This window comes from Candidatus Dedyshia acidiphila, from assembly GCF_051025295.1.
GTDB lineage: Bacteria > Acidobacteriota > Terriglobia > Terriglobales > Acidobacteriaceae > KBS-83.
On sequence record NZ_JBMGJV010000001.1, the window covers coordinates 171,958 to 192,167 of the forward strand.

Below are 20,210 nucleotides of genomic sequence, written 5' to 3' on the forward strand. Positions count from 1 at the left end.
GCAGCTGACCTTGGTGTCGCCCGCTCGAAAATTCGCTTGCGCGATGGCGCCGGGTGCGCGTAGAACGGGTACTGCAAATCCTACCGGCGAGTAAGATATCAACCGGGAGTGGCAGTGTCAAACACTGCCGGAGCGCACCGATGGCCAGGCAGTCCGCGGCCCTGCAGCCGCACCGGCGGCTGTTCGCCGACCGCAAGCGCAATCCGGATGGCAAACGCGAAGCCGTACTACGTACCGCTGTGCTCATGTTTCTCGAGCGCTCCTATGCCCGCACGTCGATGAACGACGTGGCCACGCAGTTGAACATCACCAAGCCGGCGCTCTACCACTACTTCCGCAACAAGGAAGAGATCCTGGTCGAGATCTTCCGGCTGGGCACGGACCTGATCGATCGCATGCTGGACGGAATCGAGCAGGAGCAGAAGACCGGACTGGACAAGGTAGCAGACTTCATCGCGGGCTACATACGCATCATCGCTGGTGATTTTGGCCGCGCAGTGATTCGCCTGGATGACGGCGAGCTGTCGCGCAGCGGCCGCAAGCTGGTCCGCTCACGCAAACGCGAGATCGATCACCGCGTGCGTGCACTGATCGAGCGCGGCATCGAGGACGGCTCCATTGCTCCCTGTGACGCGAAGATCTCCGCCTTTATCCTGGCGGGCTCCATCCACGGACTGGCGAGCTGGTATGAGCCGGCCGGGCCTATGGAGTTGACCGCAATCATCGACCAGTACCTGCGCATGCACAGCTCGGGACTGGCAACAGGTTCCCTGCTCTCGCAATCAGCCGCAGCCCGCACCTCGCCGCGCGTCGAGTAGAGCACTCACCACCGATACAGGAGCAGAGGCATGGAAGCCGTCGCCGAACGTCGGAACAACGAACCGCAGGCCTCGAAGCAAACGCCCGCCTCCCCTGGCCGCAGTGCGCCACTGCTGCTGCGCCGGACCGGGGTGCTGGGAGCAGGCACGATGGGCGCACGCATCGCTGCGCATTTGGCGAACGCTGGTATCGACGTGCTGCTGCTCGATCTGCCGTCGACAGATGGAGCCCGCAACCAGATCGCCGACACAGCGGTCGATGCACTGAAGAAGAGCAAGCCTGCTGCGTTCTACGCACCAGCGGCTGCGGCTCGCATCCGCACCGGTAATTTCGATGACGACCTTGCCTCGCTCACCGGCTGCGACTGGATCGTCGAAGCCGTTACGGAAAACCTCGACATCAAGCATAAGCTGCTTGAGCGAGTGGCGCCGCATGTCGCGCCGCACGCGTTCCTGACGACCAACACCAGCGGCATCCCGGTCGGCTCGATCGCCAGCGTGCTGCCGGCCGAGCTGCGGCGCCGGTGGTTTGGCACGCACTTCTTCAACCCGCCACGCTACATGCGGCTGGTCGAGGTCATCCCTGGGCCTGACAGCGATCCCGCATCGCTCGCTTCCCTCTCCGCGTTTCTCGATCAGAACCTCGGCAAAGAGGTGGTGCGCGCACGGGACACGCCCAACTTCATCGCCAACCGCATCGGCACCTTCTTCATCCTCGAAACGCTGCGCGTGATGGAGGAGGAGGGACTGGCTGTCGAAGAGGTCGATGCGCTGACCGGGACAGCGATCGGGCTACCGCGCACGGGTACATTCCGGCTGGCCGACATGGTCGGGCTCGACATCCTGGCGCACGTAGCGCGGAACTTCGCACGTGCCGCCAGCACCGACGCTGGAGGACAGGCCGCGCTGCCCGCGTTCCTCGAGACGATGCTCGAACGCAAGTGGCTGGGTGACAAGACAGGCGGCGGCTTCTACAAGAAGGAACGCGGCGCGGATGGCAAGGATGTTCGCACAGTGCTCGACCTGAAGACGCTCACGTATCAGCCGTCCGCGAAGCCGAAGCTGCCCGCGCTCGACATGGCGAAGACAATCGAGTCGCTGCCAGAGCGCCTGCGCCTGCTGTTATCCGGTGATCAGAAGAAGGACAAAGCCGCGCGCTTTCACTGGAAGCTGCTGACGCGGCTGTGGAACTACACTGCCGATTGCCTGCCCGAGATCGCCGACTCGGCCGCGAGCATCGATGCAGCCATGCGCGCCGGCTACAATTGGCAGCTTGGCCCGTTCGCAATGTGGGATGCAGCCGGTGTGCCGGAGACCGTCGCCCGCATGCAGCAGGCCGGTGAACACGTCAGCCCGGTAGTTGAGCAGATGCTTGCCTCGGGGGCACGCTCCTGGTACACCGACCACGACACGCGCGTGTACAACACCACTACGCGCAGTTACGACTCCATCACACGCCCGGCAGGCCTGGCCCGCATCGCCGCCTTCCGCGTCAGCCACGGTGTGGTCCGCTCGAACCCCGGCGCGTCGCTCATCGATCTCGGCGACGGCGTGGCCGCAATCGAGCTGCACTCAAAGAAGAGTGCGATCGGCGACGACATCATCCGCATGATCACGAAGTCGCTCGACCCCGCGTCTGAGACGGTGCGCGACTTCCGCGCATTCGTCATCGGCAGCGATGGGGAGAACTTCTCCGTCGGCGCGAACCTGATGCAACTGCTGCTGGCTGCGCAGGAGGGCGAGTGGGACGACGTCGACCTGACCATCCGCGCCTTCCAGCGCATGACTCAGTCGATCAAGTTCTGCCCGCGTCCCGTCGTTGTCGCACCGTACGCGCTCTGCCTCGGCGGTGGCACAGAGATCTCGCTGCACGGAGCGCACCGGCAGGCGCACGCAGAGCTCTACATGGGGCTGGTCGAGACAGGTGTGGGGCTCATTCCGGGCGGCGGCGGCACGAAGGAATTTGCGCTGAAGGCGACTGATGCCGCGGCTCGTGCCTTCGGAGATGCGGCGCGCGTTGCGATCTCGACCGAGCTGGTCGACACCATGAAGCAGGCATTTGAAACCATCGCGATGGCGAAGGTTTCAACCTCTGCCGAGGAGGCGCGCACACTGAACCTGCTCACGCCGGAGGATGGCGTCACACTCAACCGCGAGCGGCTGCTGCTCGAGGCCAAAGCCGCGGCGCTCGCGCTGGCCGACGCAGGCTACAGCGCGCCCGCGTGGCGGATGGACATTCCAGCAGCGGGCGAGAGCGTACTCGCGACGCTCAAGCTGGGCGCGTACATCCTCGAGCAATCCGGCTATGCCAGCGCGCACGACATCAAGGTCGCTGGCCACGTCGCGCACATTCTGTGTGGCGGCCGCGTGGCGCCTGGCACACGCGTCACCGAGCAGTACTATCTCGATCTCGAGCGCGAGGCCTTCCTCTCGCTCTGCGGCGAGCGCAAAACGCAGGAGCGCATCGCCTACACGCTGAACAGCGGCAAGCCGCTGCGCAACTAACGAGGACCCCATGCAGGAAGCAGTGATCGTCAGCAGCGTTCGTACCGCCGTCGGCAAGGCAGGCCGTGGCAGTTTGGCAGCAGCCCGCCCCGATGACCTGGCAGCAACAGCTATCGAGGGCGCGTTTGCGCGCGTTCCCGCGCTCGACAAGCGCGAGGTGGAGGACGTCATCATTGGCTGTGCGCACCCGGAGGCGGAGCAGGGCATGAACGTAGCCCGCATCGCGAGCCTTCGCGCCGGTCTGCCGGTCGAAACGTCCGCCATGACAGTCAACCGCTTCTGCGCCTCTGGCCTGCAGGCGATCGCACAAGCCGCCGATCGTATCCGCGGCGGTGGCGCATCGGTTGTGGTTGCGGGCGGCACCGAATCGATGAGCATGATTCCCATGGGCGGCCACAAGATCAGCGCGAACCCCTGGCTGGTCGATCATCTGCCCGCCACGTATCTCTCGATGGGCCTCACCGCGGAGCGTGTCGGCGAACGCTACAGCGTCTCCCGCGAAGATGCCGATGCGTTCGCGCTGAGCAGCCATCGGAAGGCACTGCAGGCCATCGCGGACGGCCACTTCGCTGAAGAGATCGTGCCGTTCGAGTGGACCGAGCGGACGCCGAGGCCGGGCTCGGCCAAGCCAAAGGAGGAGGCGCGCAGCTTCCGCGTTGACGAAGGGCCCCGCGCGGACACGTCGGCCGAAGCACTCGCCAAACTAAAGCCCGCCTTTCACACCAAGGGCACGGTCACGGCGGGCAACTCGTCGCAGACTTCGGATGGCGCAGCAGCCGCGATCGTTATGAGTGCAACGCGCGCGGAGGAGCTCGGCCTGAAGCCCATGGCGCGCTTTGTCGCCTTTGCCACGGCGGGCTGCTCGCCGGAGGTGATGGGCATCGGGCCGGTACACGCGGTGCCTAAGGCGCTGAAGCTCGCCGGCTTGACGCTGGACGACATCGGGCTGGTCGAACTGAACGAGGCCTTCGCGGCGCAGTCGCTCGCGGTCATCCGTGAACTCGGCATCGATCCTGCGCGGGTCAACGTCAACGGCGGCGCGATCGCACTCGGCCATCCGCTGGGCTGCACCGGCGCAAAGCTCACCGCTACCCTGCTGCACGAGATGCAACGGCGCAAGGTTCGCTACGGGCTCGTGACCATGTGCGTCGGCGGCGGTATGGGCGCTGCAGGCATCTTCGAGAACCTGAATTAAGGATCCGCAACAAGATACGTCACCAAGGGAGCGACATGATGGCGACACTGGCAGCACATCCCGAGACAACAGTGAAGGCAGCGGCAGGCGGCAGCTTCCTGATCGAAGAGCGAACACCGGCTGAGGTCTTCACCCCGGAAGATTTCACCGATGAACAGCGGCAGATCGCCGAGACGGCCTCCGAGTTCGCGCAGAAGGAGGTCCTGCCCGTCGCCGACGAGATCGAGGCGAAGGACTACAAGTTGATCCGCAGCTTGCTGGCGAAGGCCGGCGAGCTCGGCCTGATGGCGACCGATGCGCCGGAAGAGTACGGCGGGCTGGCGATGGACAAGGTCACCTCCGCCATCGTGGCGGAGAAGATCTCCGTCCTGGGCAGCTTCGCGACGACCTTCAGTGCGCACGTCGGCATCGGCACGCTGCCGATCATCTGGTACGGCACGGCAGCGCAGAAGGCGAAGTATCTGCCCAAGCTGGTGACTGGCGAATGGGTGGGTGCGTATGCGCTCTCCGAGGCCTCCTCCGGCTCCGATGCGATGAGCCTGCGCACGCGCGGTGTGCTCTCGCCGGATGGCCAGCACTACGTGCTGAATGGCGAAAAGATGTGGATCACCAACGCGGGCTTCGCCGATGTCTACACCGTGTTCGCGAAGATCGATGGTGAGAAGTTCACCGCCTTCCTGATCGAGCGCAACACGCCCGGCTTCTCGATCGGCGCAGAGGAGCACAAGCTCGGCATCCGAGGCTCCTCCACGTGCCCGCTGATCCTGTCGGATTGCAAGGTGCCGGTCGGCAACGTGCTCGGCGAGATCGGCAAAGGCCACCACATCGCGTTCAACATTCTGAACATTGGCCGCTTCAAGCTGGGCGCCAGCGCAATTGGCGGTGCGAAGAACTCGCTCGCCAACGCTGTCCGCTATGCGAAAGAGCGCAAGGCCTTCGGCAAGAGCATCGGTGAGTTTGGGCTGATTCAGCAGAAGCTGGCCGAGAGCGCGACCGGCATCTACGTCGCTGAGAGCATGTGCTACCGCACCATCGGCATGGTCGACGCGGCGCTCGGCTCGCTCGAAGGCGATGAAGCCACGAATGCGCGCGAGATCCAGAAGAAGGTCGAGGAGTACGCCGTCGAGTGCTCCATCCTCAAGGTCTGGGGATCGGAGATGCTCGACCTGGTCGTCGATCACACGCTGCAAATCTATGGCGGCTACGGCTATGTCGAGGAGTATCCGGCCGAACGCGCCTACCGCGACTCTCGCATCAATCGCATCTTCGAGGGCACCAACGAGATCAACCGGCTGATCATCACCGGCTGGCTGATGAAGCGCGCGGCCACCGGCCAACTGCCGCTGCTGAGCGCGATCAAGAAGCTGATGGCTGACGTCATGGAGCCGCCTTCCTTCGATGGTGACGACGACACGAACGATCCGCTGGCAACCGAAGCAGCTCTGCTTGCCAACCTGAAAAAGGCGGCACTCTTCTGTTCTGGTTCTGCCAGCCAGAAATACATGCAGGCGCTTGCGGATCAGCAGGAGGCCATGGGCGACCTGGCCGACATCACAATGGCGGTGTTTGCGCTGGAGTCCGCCTTGCTGCGAGCACGCAAGCTGGGCCGCGCGGCCGGCTCGAAGACCGCGCAGTCCATGGTGAAACTATTCGCGGCGGACGCGCTGACGACCACGGAGAAGGCGGCACGTCGCGTCCTCGCCGCAGTCGCAGAAGGTGACATGCTGCGCACCCAGTTGGCCATCCTGCGCCGCCTGCTGAAGCACACCCCCGAGGACACCATCGCGCTTGGCCGGCAGGTTGCGCAGCGGCAGCTCGACGCGGGCGGTTACCGGCTCTAAACGCACACCATCACTACAGCAGGCCCGGAGTCGCTTTGGCGCCGGGCCTTTTGCTGAGCTTTACGCAACCGATTGACTAAGGACATGCCCGGTTGTTACACCAGTGCTGCCAGCGCTGCCCCAAAGTGCTGCTCAGGAGTCCCGCCGTGAATCGTCGCAGCTTTCTCGATGGCGCTCTCCGCACCACCGCCGCATCGCTCCTGCCACGCTCGCTTGCCCGCGCGGCAGAGGTGGCCACCGTTCCCGGCGAGGTCAGTGCCGAGCGGATCGCGCCGGCACGCTTTCCCGCTGACTTCATTTTCGGCCTGGCTACTTCTGCGTTCCAGGTAGAGGGCGCCTGGAATGAGGACGGCAAAGGCGAGTCGATCTGGGATCGCTTCGCGCACACGACGGGCAAGATCCGCGGCGCGGCAACAGCTGACATCGCGTGTGACCAGTACCATTGGTATCGCGAAGACATCGGCATCCTGCGTCGGCTGAATCAGCGTGGCTACCGCTTCTCGATCTCCTGGCCGCGCATTCAGCCGACGGGCACGGGCGCGCCGAACATGAAGGGGCTCGATCACTACAGCCGCGTCGTGGATGCACTGCTCGAAGCGAATCTGCGGCCGTTCTGCACGCTTTACCACTGGGATCTGCCGCAGGCGCTCGAAGATCGCGGCGGTTGGCCGAACCGCGATCTGGCGGGCTACTTTGCAGAGTACGCGGGCCTGCTCGCGAAGCACCTTGGCGATCGCATCACCGTCTGGGCACCGTTCAATATGCCATGGACCTTCTGCTACCTCGGCTACGGTGTCGGCGTGTTCCCGCCGGCACGCTCCGACTATGGGCTGTTCCTCCGAGCGGCCCACACGGTTGCTCTCGCGCAGAGCGATGCACTCCGCTCGATCAAGGCGGCAAGCCCGCACGCCACAGTGGGCAGCGCCTACGGCATGGCACCCGCCTATCCGAAGACGCAAAGCGTCGCTGACATCGCCGCGACTGCGCGCTATCACGCCATGAACAACGTCTTCTTCCTGCACGCTGCCATGACCGGCGAGTACCCAAGGGCGTTCGCGGGCGAGACGCCGCTCGACCGGATGGGCTTCCAGAGTGGCGACGAGCGGCGGCTCAAGGCACCGCTCGATTGGGTTGGCTTCCACTACTACACGCGTCGCATCGTGTCCGATGCAGACGCTGCGTTTGGCCGTGGACAGTTCGGTACCGAGACGGAGCTCGACGGCGGTGAGGGGCGCGACCCGTATACGCGCTTCCATGCCGAGATGCCGACAGAAGGTCCACTCACCGACGCCGGACTCGAGGTATGGCCGTCCGGTATCTACGATCTCGTGATGCAGATCTCGCGTGAGTACAACCACCCGATGATCGAGATCACCGAAAGCGGCTGTAGCTACCTTGACGGACCGGACGTGCACGGCCGCGTGCCGGATGCGCGGCGCACGGCATTCTTCAGCCAGGTGCTTGCTGAACTCGCGCGTGCTATGCGGGACGGCGCACGTGTGCGCTCATACCACGCGTGGAGCCTGCTCGATAACTTCGAGTGGGCGGACGGCTATAGCCAACGCTACGGACTCACATACGTCGACTTCGGCACGCAGCAGCGCACGATCAAAGACTCTGGCCTTTGGTATGGCCGTGTGGCAGCCGCCCACCATCTCCAGGTCTGAATCTCTGACCCTTAGTTTGTACGCTTTATAGTTACGAGATGACGCGCGTCTTCAGATTGAGCGTGAACGCGTCATCCGGTGTCTTGGTCGTGGAACCATCTTCTGCGGGATGGAACTCGATCCGCAGCGTGGTCGCACTCACGATCACGCGCAGGTAGCCGAAGTGCGTGTCGTCGTAGCTGGCCAGCGTCAGGTCGTTGCCAGCCGCCATCGGCGTCCGGATGGTGGCGCCACTCGGGGCAGGACGCATCTTCACCACGTTGTGTCCGCCCATGCCGGCGACGATGTACGGGATCGTCGTGCCGTTCACCACGCGCGTGTAGCGCTGGTAATTGTGCGAGTGCGCGGACAGCACGACATGGGGCCAGAAGCCGGCACGCGTCGCCGCGTCGTCCATGTCTTTCAGCATGCGCGGGCTGCCGCCGTGATTCACGCCGCCCGTGAACGGCGGATGATGCACCGCGACAAATACTGCGCCGCTGTAGTTCTCGCTCTTGCAGCGCGCAAGTGCCGCCTCAAGAAAAGTGAGCTGGTCGTCGTTGAGAGTGGGGTACGCGCCGCCTTCGGTCGAGATCACGCCGGGATCTTCGAGCGCATTACTATAGAGCCCGATTAGCCGCACGAAAGGCGCCTCGAGCGTGAAGTACACACCGGGCTGGATCATCGCAGTCCGAACAAGATTCGCCGCTTCTGCCGTGTGCACTGCTTGCTCAGAGCAGAAGTTGCGCAGGTAAGCGTCGAGCGTCGGCTCCGGATCCTTTGCGTAGATGACACCATCGTGATTGCCGGCAATTGCGAAGATCGGTGCGGGGTAGTTCCGGTAGGGATCGTAGAACTGATCGTAGTAATACTCGGCTTCGCCAAAGAAGTAGACGACATCTCCGAGGTGGTAGAAGAACGACGGCACATCAGCGGCGTTATCCTCGCCGAAGTCGGCGACCATCTTGTCCGCGACCAGCGACTGCGTATCCGGTCCCTTGACGCTGCCTGTGTCACCCACGGCATGGAAGACGATCTGTCCGGACTTCTGAATCGCGGCGACGCGCGACGCCCCGTTCGATCCCAGCGCGTCGGCCAGCTGAAGAATCGGCTCTGCTGTGTTGCCGCGCGACTTCGGAAATGGCTCGACGGTAGCAATCTGGCGCAGCTTCTGATCTGTGACAGGATCGCGGAAGCTGGTCGGATCGGGCGACGGCGAAGGCTGCGCGAAGGAAGGGTCGCCGCTACTGGGCGTTGCACCTGGATGCCTTTGCTTCGGTGGCTGAGGATGCTTAGGCGTCTTCGCGTGGCCGGGCGTGGGGGACTTCGCCATGGTTGGCTCCTTCTCGGGTATGCCTTCGTATTGTGCCAGCAGTCGATGAAGGCCGCGCGAATCCGCAACGCGCGACCTTCACCACATGCAGGGCTACTGAATGGCGGTCTCCCGGTGCAGCGGCAGGTCGGCCGAGGAGCCACCGACCATAAGCGTGTACTGCCCCGGGACCAGGTGCCAGCCCTTCTGCTCGTCCCAGACGGAGAGGTACTTGGACTCGATCGTGACCTTCACCTCGCGGCTCTCGCCGGGCTTGAGGTCCACCCGCGCCCAGCCGACCAGGCGCTTGGGCGGCTCCTCGGCACCTGCGGGAAGCGCCGCGTAGACCTCGGCGATCTCGACGCCTGCGCGTTGACCTGCATTTGTCACCGTGAAGGTGGCATTGTGATCTGGCCCCTCGCCGAGCCGCAACCCGGAGTAGCGGAAGGTGGTGTAGGACAGTCCGAAGCCGAAGGGGAACAGCACCGGCTTGTGCTCGGCGTCGTACCACTTGTAGCCGACCTTGAGCCCCTCGTCGTAATGCACCTCGAACGATGCCTTGGCGGCCTTCGACTCCTGCGCCGCCTGATTGCTGCGGCCCCCCGGCGGCGGCGTCACAAGTTGCGGATGGGGCAGATCGGCCACGCTGCGGGGGAACGTCATGGGCAGCTTGCCGCTGGGGTTCACATCGCCGAACAGCACATTCGCCACCGCTTCAGCACCGCGGCTGCCGCCATACCAGGCCTCGGCAATGCCCGCGACTTTGTCCGCCCAAGGCATGGTCACGGCCGTGCCCGTCTCGAGCACAACGATGGTGTGCGGATTGGCCTCGGCGACAGCCTCGATCAGCGCCTCCTGCTGGTCGGGCAGCGCGAGGTCCGGCAGGTCCATACCTTCGCTCTCCCATTGGTATGCGAAGACGATCGCCACATCCGCCGACTTCGCGGCCGTGGCTGCGCTCGCCGGATCGCTGCCGCCGTAGTTCACGCTCGCGTTCGGCACCTTCGCCCTGATCGTCTCAAGCGGCGACGTGGGGAACCACACATGCGCCTGCCACTTGGCAGCAGGACGTCCCGGCGGGTCGACCTGGGCTGAGCCGCCGCCCGAGATCATGCCGCTATCCGCGTTGAGTCCGATCACCGCGATCGACCGCACCTTCGCAGCGTCGAGCGGAAGGATGTTCTGCTGATTCCGGAGCAGCACGATGCTCTGCTCCTCGATGCGCTGCGCCGTCTTCAGGCCGCCTTCGATATCCACGACACTCTTCTGCGCGGGAAAGTCGAAGAGACCGGCAGCAAACTCCGACCGCAGCACGCGCCGCGCATGGTCGTCGATCTCCGCCATCGGCACCTGGCCGCTCTGGGCGGCCTGCTTCAGCTTGTCGCCATAGAAATCATCGAGCGGCTGTTCATTATCGAGTCCGGCAGCCGAGGCCTTCACCGTGCTGTGCGTTGCACCCCAATCGGAGATGACGAAGCCGGGGAACTTCCAGTCATCCTTCAGCACATTGGTGAGCAGGTACTTGTTCTCGCACGCGTAATCACCGTTGACCGAGTTATAGCTGCACATCACGGCGCCGGGCTGGCCGACGTGCACGCCGATCTCGAAGGCCAGCAGGTCACTCTCGCGCATGGCTCGCTTCGAGATGATCGCGTCCACCTCTGTGCGGCCGTTCTCCTGGTCGTTCATCGCGTAGTGCTTGATGTCGCTGATGACGTGCTGCGCGCCTTCGCAGCGGATGCGATTGCCAACCAGCGTGCCAGCCAGCACCGGGTCCTCACCCATGTATTCAAAGGTGCGGCCGTTGCGCGGCTCGCGCGTGATGTTCACGCCGCCACCGAGCGTCATGTTGTAGCCCTGCGCGCGCAGTTCGCGGCCGATCAGCGCACCATAGTCGCAGGCCGCGTCGGGATTCCAGCTGGCAGCCGAGCCCAGGTTCGACGGCAGCGCGGTCGAGTAGCGTCCGTTCTCTGCACTGCTGCGCACGCCATACGCAGCGTCGCTCATCTGGATCGTCGGCACACCAAGCCGCGTGCTGCCAAGCGTGAAGCCAGCACCGCCGTTACCGAGATACGCATTCGGCCGCGGCTTGCCCCATCCGGGCATGCCATTGCCGTGCAGCAGTTCGATCTTTTCGTCGAGCGTCATCTGCTGCAGGACGAGAGCCGCACGGTCATCGGGGGAGAGGCCCGCCTTCATCCAAGCGCGTTCTGGCTGCGCATCGGCCGGTGCCGTGTGACTGTGCTGTGCGAAGAGAGCGTTACCAGAGGAGAGCGCGAGAGTAGCAGCAAGAAGAAGACAGACGTGCTTCATTGTTCGATGTGGACCCTTTCATCCGGCCACCATCATAGCCATCGCGGCGTTGCGGTGGGCCAGGAAATTTATCGCCGCCGTGCCTTCGCAATCGATTGAGTAGGCGGTTGCGATGCCGGCTCAGCCCCTATACCTGCCTGCGGCTCTCGCCGCGAACTCGTCAGCGTCTCTAACTCGTCGAGCGTGCGCGGCCAGTCTTTTCCCAGCAGTCGCGACAGGCTTCGATCCGCAAGAACACGGCCTTCTGTCTGGCACTGCGGACAGTAGTTCGTCTCGTTATCTGCGTAGCGGATGCGCTGCACCGGGGCGGCGCAGCGCGGACAAGGCTTGCCATAACGACCATGCACGGCCATGTCGGGCCGAAACGCCGTCACCTTCTCCGGGAAGCTGCCGGCTGCCTCGCTCGTCAGCCGATCGATCCAGATCTGCATCGTCTCGCGTGTCGCACGGTAGAGCCGCTCCCACTCTTCCGGCGTGAGGCGATGCGTCTGCTGAATCGGAGAGAGCCGCGCCTCATGCAATATCTCGTCCGAATACGCATTGCCAATCCCGCTCAGAATGCGTGGGTCGGTCAGAGCGCGCTTGAGGGTGCGGTTCTCAGCGAGCAGTGCCTCACGGAACTCGTCGAGGTTGGCAGCGAAGATATCGATGCCGCCCGGATCAAGAGCGGATAGCCCCGCCTCTCCGCTCACGACCGAGAGCGATGCCCGACGCTTGCTTCCGGCCTCGGTGAGCACGAGCGAGCCAGTGGCAAAATCGAAGGCCGCAAGCTGATTGCGCCCCGCGAGCCTGGCTCCTGGGGTGCGCCAGTGCAGGCGGCCGGCAATCATCAGGTGGAGCACCAGCCACAGGTCACCGTCGAGGCCGAAGGCGATGCGCTTGCCCACACGACGCAAAGCCTGCACCACTCGCCCTTCGGCGCTCTCGAGCCGCGGCTCAGCCGTGCGCAGCAGGAATGGGCTCGCGACGCGCACATGCTCGAGCGTCTGGCCCAGTACGCGAGGCTCGAGCGCGGCAAGATAAGCAGAGATATCCGGCAGCTCCGGCATGGCAACCGATGCTACGCCACGTGACCCGGAGCCATCCTCATGTCGGGGCTCCGGGTCAAACCGCGGGCTGCCTCGGTGACGGCATGGTCTGCACCCGCGCGGTGCGACGGTGCTCTCCATTCGGATCGGCCCCGTTTGCCCGCGGGAGCGCCTGCTTCCCTTCTCCGGTCAGGCTCACGAAGCGCCGCAAGGCAGCCGACGTACGCCGCCGGTCGCCGGTGGTCAACAGGTCCAGCACCAAGCCATCAAAGAACGCGGTATAGAGGGTGCGTGTAGCCGGATCCCTCTGGTCCATCGGCAGCGAGTCCATCACCACCTTGATCCAGCTTGTCGTCATGCTCTGCAGATGTTTCGAGAGCACGCCGTCGCGATTGGCCAGCGCCTGCACCTCGTAGGCGAGGCGTAGACAGCGCAGGTTCTTCGGCTGCGTCGCCCACAGCCATAGCTCTTCGAACAGGCTGACACCGCGCTCCCGGCGATGGGCCTCGGCCATGGCCTTGAAAGAGGTCTCCAGGCGCCGCTCAAGCTCGTCGAGTGCCTCCGCGATCAGCCGCTCCTTCGACTTGAAATGGAAGATCAACAGACGTGCACTGCTGCCGATGGCGCTGCCCAGCGGGCGTAGTGAGACACCAGCAATTCCATGTTCGAGGAAGTAATCGGTCGCGGCTGCCAAGAGCTGCTCTTTTCGACGTTTCATACGCCCCACCTTCTTGAATCAGCCGTTTCACGAACCCGGCATAGAATCGATCGGAACTTGTGCGCCCGCGGGGTTACGTCCGTAAAGAGTGTTCGGACGATGCCACGGTCGCGAGGCCTGACACGCGCTACAGTGTGTGTGCCTGAAGAGCCCCACATGGCAGCGAAAAGGTCTGCCGGCGATCCAGCCGGCGGCCTGGCTGGCCTGGGCAGTCGGACCGGAGGTAGCCAGCACTGTGACGAGAGGTGCAGGCGGAGTGCGGCGGTGCACGCAACCATATGTCTGACCTCGCGCATCTCAGCGTGGCACGCAGCAGGCATGTCAGCCATCGCCTCTCCCCAGGGGAAGAGACCAGGTTGTTGCACGCGTCTTGCCCAACCGTTAGGACTATGAAGAGCCACACCTTCGTTGCCTCCTCAGCGCAATGCGCAGGTAGCAACATACATGCAGGCAGGTAGCTGTTGAAGGAGACACCCATGAAGCGAACCCGAGCGCGCGCAACCGTCCTGGACGGCATACCCGCGGCGCAGCCCGACGGAAATGGCAATGGCAACGGCACGGGGACGCACCTGGGCAATGGCGGGCCGCCGCAAGGCGCTGAGCTCGACCTGATCCTTGCGAACCTGCAACGGATGCAGGAGGGCGACTTCTCCGTACGCCTGCCCGGCACGTGGACCGGCCTGCACGGCAAGATTGCCGACACCTTCAACGACATCATTGCGGCCAATGAGCAGATGGCGAAGGAACTGCGCCGGGTGGGCGACGCGGTCGGCAAGAAGGGCCGCATTCGCGAGCGCACCAAGTTCCGCGGCACCAGCGGCTCCTGGGGCGAGATGGAGAGCTCGGTCAACGCGCTCGTCGACGATCTGCTGCGCCCGACCACGGAAGTGACCCAGGCTATCGCCGCCGTCGCACGCGGCAACCTGACACAGACAGTGCGGCTCGACGTGGACGGACGGCCGCTTGAAGGCGAGTTCCTGCGCTCGGCCAACATCGTCAACACTATGATTCAGCAGCTGAGCGTGTTCACCTCCGAGGTGACGCGCGTGGCCCGCGAGGTCGGTACGGAAGGCCGGCTGGGCGGACAGGCCACGGTGCCCGGCGTCGCCGGCACTTGGAAGGACCTGACCGACTCCGTCAACTCGATGGCCTCGAACCTCACCGGCCAGGTCCGCAACATCGCCGAAGTAGCCACCGCCGTCGCCAGCGGCGATCTCTCTCGCAAGATCACGGTCGACGTCCGCGGCGAGATTCTGCAGCTCAAGGACGCTATCAATTCCATGGTGGACCAGCTGCGCTCCTTCGCCTCCGAAGTGACGCGCGTGGCCCGCGAGGTCGGTACGGACGGCAAGCTCGGCGGCCAGGCCGTGGTGCCCGGCGTGGCCGGCACCTGGAAGGATCTCACCGACTCGGTCAACGCCATGGCCGGCAACCTGACCGCACAGGTCCGCAACATCGCCGAGGTGACCACCGCTGTGGCCCGCGGCGATCTCTCCCGCAAGATCACCGTCGACGTGAAGGGTGAAATCCTCGAGCTGAAGGAGACCATCAACACGATGGTCGATCAGTTGAACGGCTTCGCTGGCGAGGTCACCCGCGTCGCCCGCGAAGTGGGAACTGAAGGCAAGCTCGGCGGACAGGCCAGCGTGCCCGGCGTCGCCGGCACTTGGAAGGATCTCACCGACAACGTCAACTTCATGGCCTCGAACCTGACGGGTCAGGTTCGCAACATCGCCGAAGTGGCCACTGCCATCGCCAGCGGCGATCTCTCGCGCAAGATCACGGTGGACGTGCGCGGCGAAATCCTGCAGCTCAAGGAAACGCTGAACACGATGGTCGACCAGCTGAACCGCTTCGCGGGCGAAGTCACCCGTGTCGCCCGCGAGGTCGGCACCGAAGGACGACTCGGCGGTCAGGCCAACGTGCCCGGCGTCGCCGGAACGTGGAAGGATCTCACCGATAACGTCAACTTCATGGCCGGCAATCTTACGGGGCAGGTCCGCAACATCGCGGAGGTGACCACCGCTGTGGCCCGCGGCGATCTCTCCCGCAAGATCACCGTGGACGTAAAGGGCGAAATCCTCGAGCTGAAGAACACCATCAACACGATGGTCGATCAGCTCAACGCCTTCGCCGGAGAAGTCACCCGCGTGGCCCGCGAAGTCGGCACCGACGGCAAGCTGGGCGGACAGGCGCGCGTGCCCGGCGTAGCCGGCACGTGGAAGGATTTGACGGACAACGTCAACTTCATGGCCGGCAACCTGACCGGTCAGGTCCGCAACATCGCCGAAGTGGCGACCGCCGTGGCTCGCGGCGATCTCTCCCGCAAGATCACCGTCGATGTGAAGGGCGAAATCCTCGAGTTGAAGGACACCATCAACACGATGGTGGATCAGCTTCGCTCGTTCGCCGGCGAAGTGACGCGCGTGGCCCGCGAGGTCGGCACGGAAGGCAAACTCGGCGGTCAGGCAAGCGTGCCTGGTGTGGCCGGTACGTGGAAGGATCTCACCGACAACGTCAATTCGATGGCCTCGAACCTCACTGGCCAAGTCCGCAACATCGCCGAGGTGGCAACCGCGATCGCCAGCGGCGATCTCTCGCGCAAAATCACAGTGAACGTCAGCGGTGAAATCCTGCTGCTGAAGAACACCATCAACACGATGGTCGACCAGCTCAACGCGTTCGCCGGGGAAGTCACGCGCGTGGCCCGCGAGGTCGGCACCGAAGGACGGCTCGGCGGTCAGGCGAACGTGCCTGGCGTCGCCGGAACGTGGAAGGATCTCACCGACTCCGTGAACTCGATGGCCGGCAATCTGACCGGCCAGGTCCGCAACATCGCCGAGGTGACCACGGCCGTGGCTCGCGGCGATCTCTCACGCAAGATCACCGTCGACGTGAAGGGCGAAATCCTCGAGCTGAAGAACACCATCAACACGATGGTCGATCAGCTCAACGCCTTCGCTGGAGAAGTCACCCGCGTCGCCCGCGAAGTCGGTACGGAAGGCCGCCTTGGCGGTCAGGCCAACGTGCCCGGTGTCGCCGGAACGTGGAAGGACCTCACCGACTCCGTGAACTTCATGGCCTCGAACCTTACAGGCCAGGTACGTAACATCGCCGAGGTCGCGACGGCCATCGCGAACGGCGATCTTTCGAAGAAGATCACGGTGGACGTGCGCGGCGAAATCCTGCAGCTCAAGGAGACGCTGAACACGATGGTAGATCAGCTCCGCTCGTTTGCGGCTGAGGTCACCCGCGTCGCTCGCGAGGTCGCCATCGAAGGACGCCTCGGTGGGCAGGCGAATGTGCCCGACGTCGCCGGCACGTGGAAGGATCTCACCGACTCGGTCAACGCCATGGCCGGCAACCTGACCGCCCAAGTCCGCAACATCGCCGAGGTGACCACCGCTGTGGCCCGCGGCGATCTCTCACGCAAGATCACTGTCGACGTGAAGGGCGAAATCCTCGAGCTGAAGAACACCATCAACACGATGGTCGATCAGCTCAACGCCTTCGCTGCCGAAGTCACCCGCGTCGCCCGCGAGGTCGGTACGGAAGGCAAGCTCGGCGGCCAGGCCAAGGTGTCTGGCGTGGCCGGCACGTGGAAAGATCTCACCGACAACGTCAACGTCATGGCCGCTAACCTCACAGAGCAGGTGCGCGGCATTGTGAAGGTCGTGACCGCGGTCGCCAACGGCGTGCTGACGCAGAAGCTGACCGTGAACGCGAAGGGCGAGGTCGCCGCGCTCGCTGACACGATCAACAACATGACTGACACACTCGCCACCTTTGCCGATCAGGTGACGACCGTGGCTCGCGAGGTAGGCGTCGAAGGCCGCCTCGGTGGTCAGGCCAACGTGCCCGGCGCCGCCGGCACCTGGCGCGATCTGGTCGCAAACGTCAACCTGCTGGCCGATAACCTGACCAACCAGGTGCGCGCCATCGCCGAAGTGGCGACCGCCGTGACCAAGGGCGATCTGACCCGATCCATCCAGGTGGAAGCGTCGGGCGAGGTCTCTGAGCTGAAGGACAACATCAACACGATGATCAACAACCTCCGTCTCACAACGGAGCGCAACACGGAGCAGGACTGGCTGAAGACCAACCTTGCCCGCTTTACCGGCATGCTGCAGGGGCAGCGCGAGCTCACCTCGGTGGGTCGCATGCTGCTCACCGAACTGGCGCCGCTGGTCAACGCGCAGCAAGGCCTCATCTACCAGACCGACTCAGAGCACGAGGGCACAATGGTGCTGCTCTCTGCCTACGCCAACACGCCCGACGGCCACATGCAGCGTGTGGACATCGGCGAGGGGCTGGTCGGCCAGTGCGCCGCGGACAAGCGCCAGATCTTCCTCTCTGAAGTGCCATCGACCGCAGTTCCCATCCGCTCCGGCCTTTTTGAAGCCGTGCCGCAGAACGTCATCGTGCTGCCGGTACTCTTCGAAGATCGCGTTAAGGCTGTCATCGAACTGGCCACGCTGAACAACTTCACCGCCTCGCACCTCGCCTTCCTCGAGCAGCTCACGGACAGCATCGGCATCGTACTCAACTCGATCGAAGCCACCATGCAGACCGAATCGCTGCTGAAGCAGTCGCAGCAGTTGGCGACCGAGCTGCAGTCGCAGCAGAAAGAGCTGCAGCAGACCAACGAACAGCTGGCGCAGAAGGCGCAGGAGCTGGCCGAGCAGAACCGCGAGGTCGAGCTCAAGAATCAGGAGATCGAGCAGGCCCGCATGGCGCTCGAAGAGAAGGCCAAGGAGCTGGCCCTCACCTCGAAGTACAAATCCGAGTTCCTGGCCAACATGTCGCACGAGCTGCGCACGCCGCTCAACAGCATTCTGGTGCTCGGCCAGCAGCTCACCGACAACCCGGACGGCAATCTCACGCCGCGGCAGGTCGAGTTCGCGCGCACCATCCACGGCGCCGGCACCGACCTGCTCACCCTGATCTCGGACATCCTCGATCTCTCGAAGATCGAATCCGGCACGGTTTCGGTCGAGGCCGAGGAGGTCTTCTACGCCAGCCTGCTCGATATGATCCGGCGTCCCTTCACCCATGAAGCAGAGCGCAAGAAGCTCTCTTTCGAGGTGCGGACGGATCATTCGCTCGGGCGCAGCCTCACGACGGACTCGAAGCGTCTACAGCAGGTCCTCAAAAACCTGCTCTCGAATGCCTTCAAGTTCACTGAACAGGGCCGCGTCACACTTTCGGTCAGCAGTGTACGCAGCGGCTGGAGCGAGAACCATCCGGTGTTAAGCAAGGCAAGCTCGGTAATCGCATTTGAGGTCAGCGATACGGGCATCGGCATCCCGCAGGAGAAGCAGAAGATCATCTTCGAGGCGTTCCAGCAGGCGGACGCCGGCACCAGCCGGAAGTACGGCGGCACGGGTCTGGGGCTGGCTATCAGCCGCGAACTCGCCAGCCTGCTGGGCGGCGAGATTCAGTTGCGCAGCGTGCCCGGTCAGGGCAGCTCGTTCACCCTGTATCTGCCCAACATCTACGCTGGCGCCTCCAACCCGACGATGCGGCCGACGCACACAGAGCTGAAGGTTGTGCAGACGCTTCAACTGGTGAGCGGCGCTTCAGAACAGGTCGTCGAGCGCATCGAAGACGACCGCGAGTTGATCGTGGAAGGCGACAGCGTGCTGCTGATCGTCGAGGATGATCCGAGCTACGCGCGTGTGCTGCTTGATCTCTCGCGTGAAAAGGGCTTCAAAACACTGATCGCGCACCGCGGTGCGGAAGCATTGGCGCTGGCCCGTGAGTTTCTACCCTCGGCGGTGTCGCTCGACGTCTTCCTGCCCGACATGCTGGGCTGGACGGTGCTGAACCACCTCAAGCAGGACCCGCGCACCCGCCACATCCCCGTCCAGATGCTGACGCTGGACGAGGACTGGCGTCACGGTCTGTCGCGCGGCGCCTTCTCCTTTGTCACCAAGCCGAACACCGCGGATGGGCTCAACCAGGCGCTCAACCGTATCCGCACCTATGTCACACCGCGTCGCAAGCGTCTGCTCGTGGTCGAAGACAATCCAGCCGAGCAGCTCAGCATCAGCACGCTGCTGGGCTCTGACGACATCGATGTCACGCTCGCGAGCACCGGGGCGGACGCGCTCGAACTGGTGCAGGATGGCAGCTTCGATTGCGTCGTGCTCGACCTCAAACTGCCGGATATGACTGGCTTCGAGGTCCTGGAGCGGCTGAGCGAGAGCGCCACCCTCGCGCAGCTCCCAGTGGTCGTGTTCACGGGCAAGGAGCTAACATTCGAAGAGGATGCTCGGCTCCATACCCTGGCGCGCAGCGTGGTTGTGAAGAATGTCGAATCGCCGGAGCGTCTGCTCGACGAAACGGCGCTGTTCCTCCACCGGGTGATTGAGCACCTTCCCGACGAAAAGCGGAAGATGCTGGACCGGCTGCACAGCTCCGACGAGGCGCTGGTCGGCAAGAAAGTGCTGGTGGTGGACGACGACATCCGCAACATCTTTGCGCTCTCGAGCGTGCTCGAGCGGCGTGGGATGACTGTGATGACAGCTGGAACCGGGCGGGAGGCGATCGATATCCTCGAAACCACGCAGGACGTCGCGATCGTGCTGATGGATATCATGATGCCGGAGATGGATGGCTACGAGACGATGCAGGTGATTCGCCGGCAGCCCCAGTTCAGGCGGCTACCGATCATCGCGCTCACGGCAAAGGCGATGAAGGGCGACCGCGAGAAGTGCCTTGAAGCCGGCGCATCCGAGTACATGGCCAAGCCGGTGAATACGGACCAGCTTCTCGCGGGGCTGCGGATGTGGCTGCACCGGTAAGCAGGAACGCGAATGCAGGCGCCCCCGC

At 64.1% G+C, this 20,210-nt stretch carries 10 protein-coding genes; 6 read left to right on the top strand and 4 right to left on the bottom strand.

Annotated features, from left to right (window positions below; translation table 11 throughout):
- Window positions 1-140: 140 nt before the first annotated feature.
- From AC5IJH_RS00755 to AC5IJH_RS00775, 5 genes are all read left to right on the top strand, one after another.
- The gene (locus tag AC5IJH_RS00755; RefSeq protein ID WP_491900869.1) at window positions 141-818 is read left to right on the top strand and encodes a TetR/AcrR family transcriptional regulator; all 678 of its coding nucleotides are present in this window, start codon (window positions 141-143) and stop codon (window positions 816-818) included.
- A gap of 30 nt (window positions 819-848) precedes the next feature.
- Entirely contained in the window at window positions 849-3,323 is a 2,475-nt protein-coding gene (locus tag AC5IJH_RS00760; protein WP_491900870.1) for a 3-hydroxyacyl-CoA dehydrogenase/enoyl-CoA hydratase family protein, read from the top strand.
- Window positions 3,324-3,333: 10 nt separating this feature from the next.
- A complete protein-coding gene (locus AC5IJH_RS00765) occupies window positions 3,334-4,518 on the top strand; it encodes an acetyl-CoA C-acyltransferase (protein WP_491900871.1) in 1,185 nt (394 codons plus the stop codon).
- A gap of 38 nt (window positions 4,519-4,556) precedes the next feature.
- Window positions 4,557-6,359: an acyl-CoA dehydrogenase FadE gene (locus tag AC5IJH_RS00770; RefSeq protein WP_491900915.1), complete on the top strand. Its 1,803-nt coding sequence runs from the start codon at window positions 4,557-4,559 to the stop codon at window positions 6,357-6,359.
- A gap of 146 nt (window positions 6,360-6,505) precedes the next feature.
- On the top strand, window positions 6,506-8,026 hold the full coding sequence (locus AC5IJH_RS00775) for a glycoside hydrolase family 1 protein (protein WP_491900872.1): 1,521 nt from the start codon (window positions 6,506-6,508) through the stop codon (window positions 8,024-8,026).
- A 31-nt stretch (window positions 8,027-8,057) separates the two neighbouring features.
- Here the strand turns inward: AC5IJH_RS00775 and AC5IJH_RS00780 are convergent, their stop codons facing one another.
- The 4 genes from AC5IJH_RS00780 to AC5IJH_RS00795 all read right to left on the bottom strand — a co-directional run bounded on the left by AC5IJH_RS00780 (window position 8,058) and on the right by AC5IJH_RS00795 (window position 13,376).
- Entirely contained in the window at window positions 8,058-9,338 is a 1,281-nt protein-coding gene (locus AC5IJH_RS00780; protein WP_491900873.1) for a metallophosphoesterase family protein, read from the bottom strand.
- Window positions 9,339-9,431: 93 nt separating this feature from the next.
- Complete coding sequence (locus AC5IJH_RS00785; protein ID WP_491900874.1) at window positions 9,432-11,630, bottom strand: beta-glucosidase; 2,199 nt, start codon at window positions 11,628-11,630, stop codon at window positions 9,432-9,434.
- A gap of 68 nt (window positions 11,631-11,698) precedes the next feature.
- Window positions 11,699-12,679, bottom strand: coding sequence for an Fpg/Nei family DNA glycosylase (locus AC5IJH_RS00790; protein ID WP_491900875.1), 981 nt, complete (start codon window positions 12,677-12,679; stop codon window positions 11,699-11,701).
- Window positions 12,680-12,734: 55 nt separating this feature from the next.
- A complete protein-coding gene (locus AC5IJH_RS00795) occupies window positions 12,735-13,376 on the bottom strand; it encodes a TetR/AcrR family transcriptional regulator (protein WP_491900876.1) in 642 nt (213 codons plus the stop codon).
- A gap of 632 nt (window positions 13,377-14,008) precedes the next feature.
- Here AC5IJH_RS00795 and AC5IJH_RS00800 point away from each other — a divergent pair.
- The gene (locus AC5IJH_RS00800) at window positions 14,009-20,182 is read left to right on the top strand and encodes a HAMP domain-containing protein (protein ID WP_491900916.1); all 6,174 of its coding nucleotides are present in this window, start codon (window positions 14,009-14,011) and stop codon (window positions 20,180-20,182) included.
- Window positions 20,183-20,210: the final 28 nt, after the last annotated feature.

Coding starts and splice junctions, on each gene's coding strand:
- AC5IJH_RS00755 (WP_491900869.1), top strand. CDS start 141: ATGGCCAGGCAGTCCGCGGCCCTGCAGCCGCACCGGCGGCTGTTCGCC.
- AC5IJH_RS00760 (WP_491900870.1), top strand. CDS start 849: ATGGAAGCCGTCGCCGAACGTCGGAACAACGAACCGCAGGCCTCGAAG.
- AC5IJH_RS00765 (WP_491900871.1), top strand. CDS start 3,334: ATGCAGGAAGCAGTGATCGTCAGCAGCGTTCGTACCGCCGTCGGCAAG.
- AC5IJH_RS00770 (WP_491900915.1), top strand. CDS start 4,557: ATGGCGACACTGGCAGCACATCCCGAGACAACAGTGAAGGCAGCGGCA.
- AC5IJH_RS00780 (WP_491900873.1), bottom strand. CDS start 9,338: ATGGCGAAGTCCCCCACGCCCGGCCACGCGAAGACGCCTAAGCATCCT.
- AC5IJH_RS00785 (WP_491900874.1), bottom strand. CDS start 11,630: ATGAAGCACGTCTGTCTTCTTCTTGCTGCTACTCTCGCGCTCTCCTCT.
- AC5IJH_RS00790 (WP_491900875.1), bottom strand. CDS start 12,679: ATGCCGGAGCTGCCGGATATCTCTGCTTATCTTGCCGCGCTCGAGCCT.
- AC5IJH_RS00795 (WP_491900876.1), bottom strand. CDS start 13,376: ATGAAACGTCGAAAAGAGCAGCTCTTGGCAGCCGCGACCGATTACTTC.
- AC5IJH_RS00800 (WP_491900916.1), top strand. CDS start 14,009: ATGCAGGAGGGCGACTTCTCCGTACGCCTGCCCGGCACGTGGACCGGC.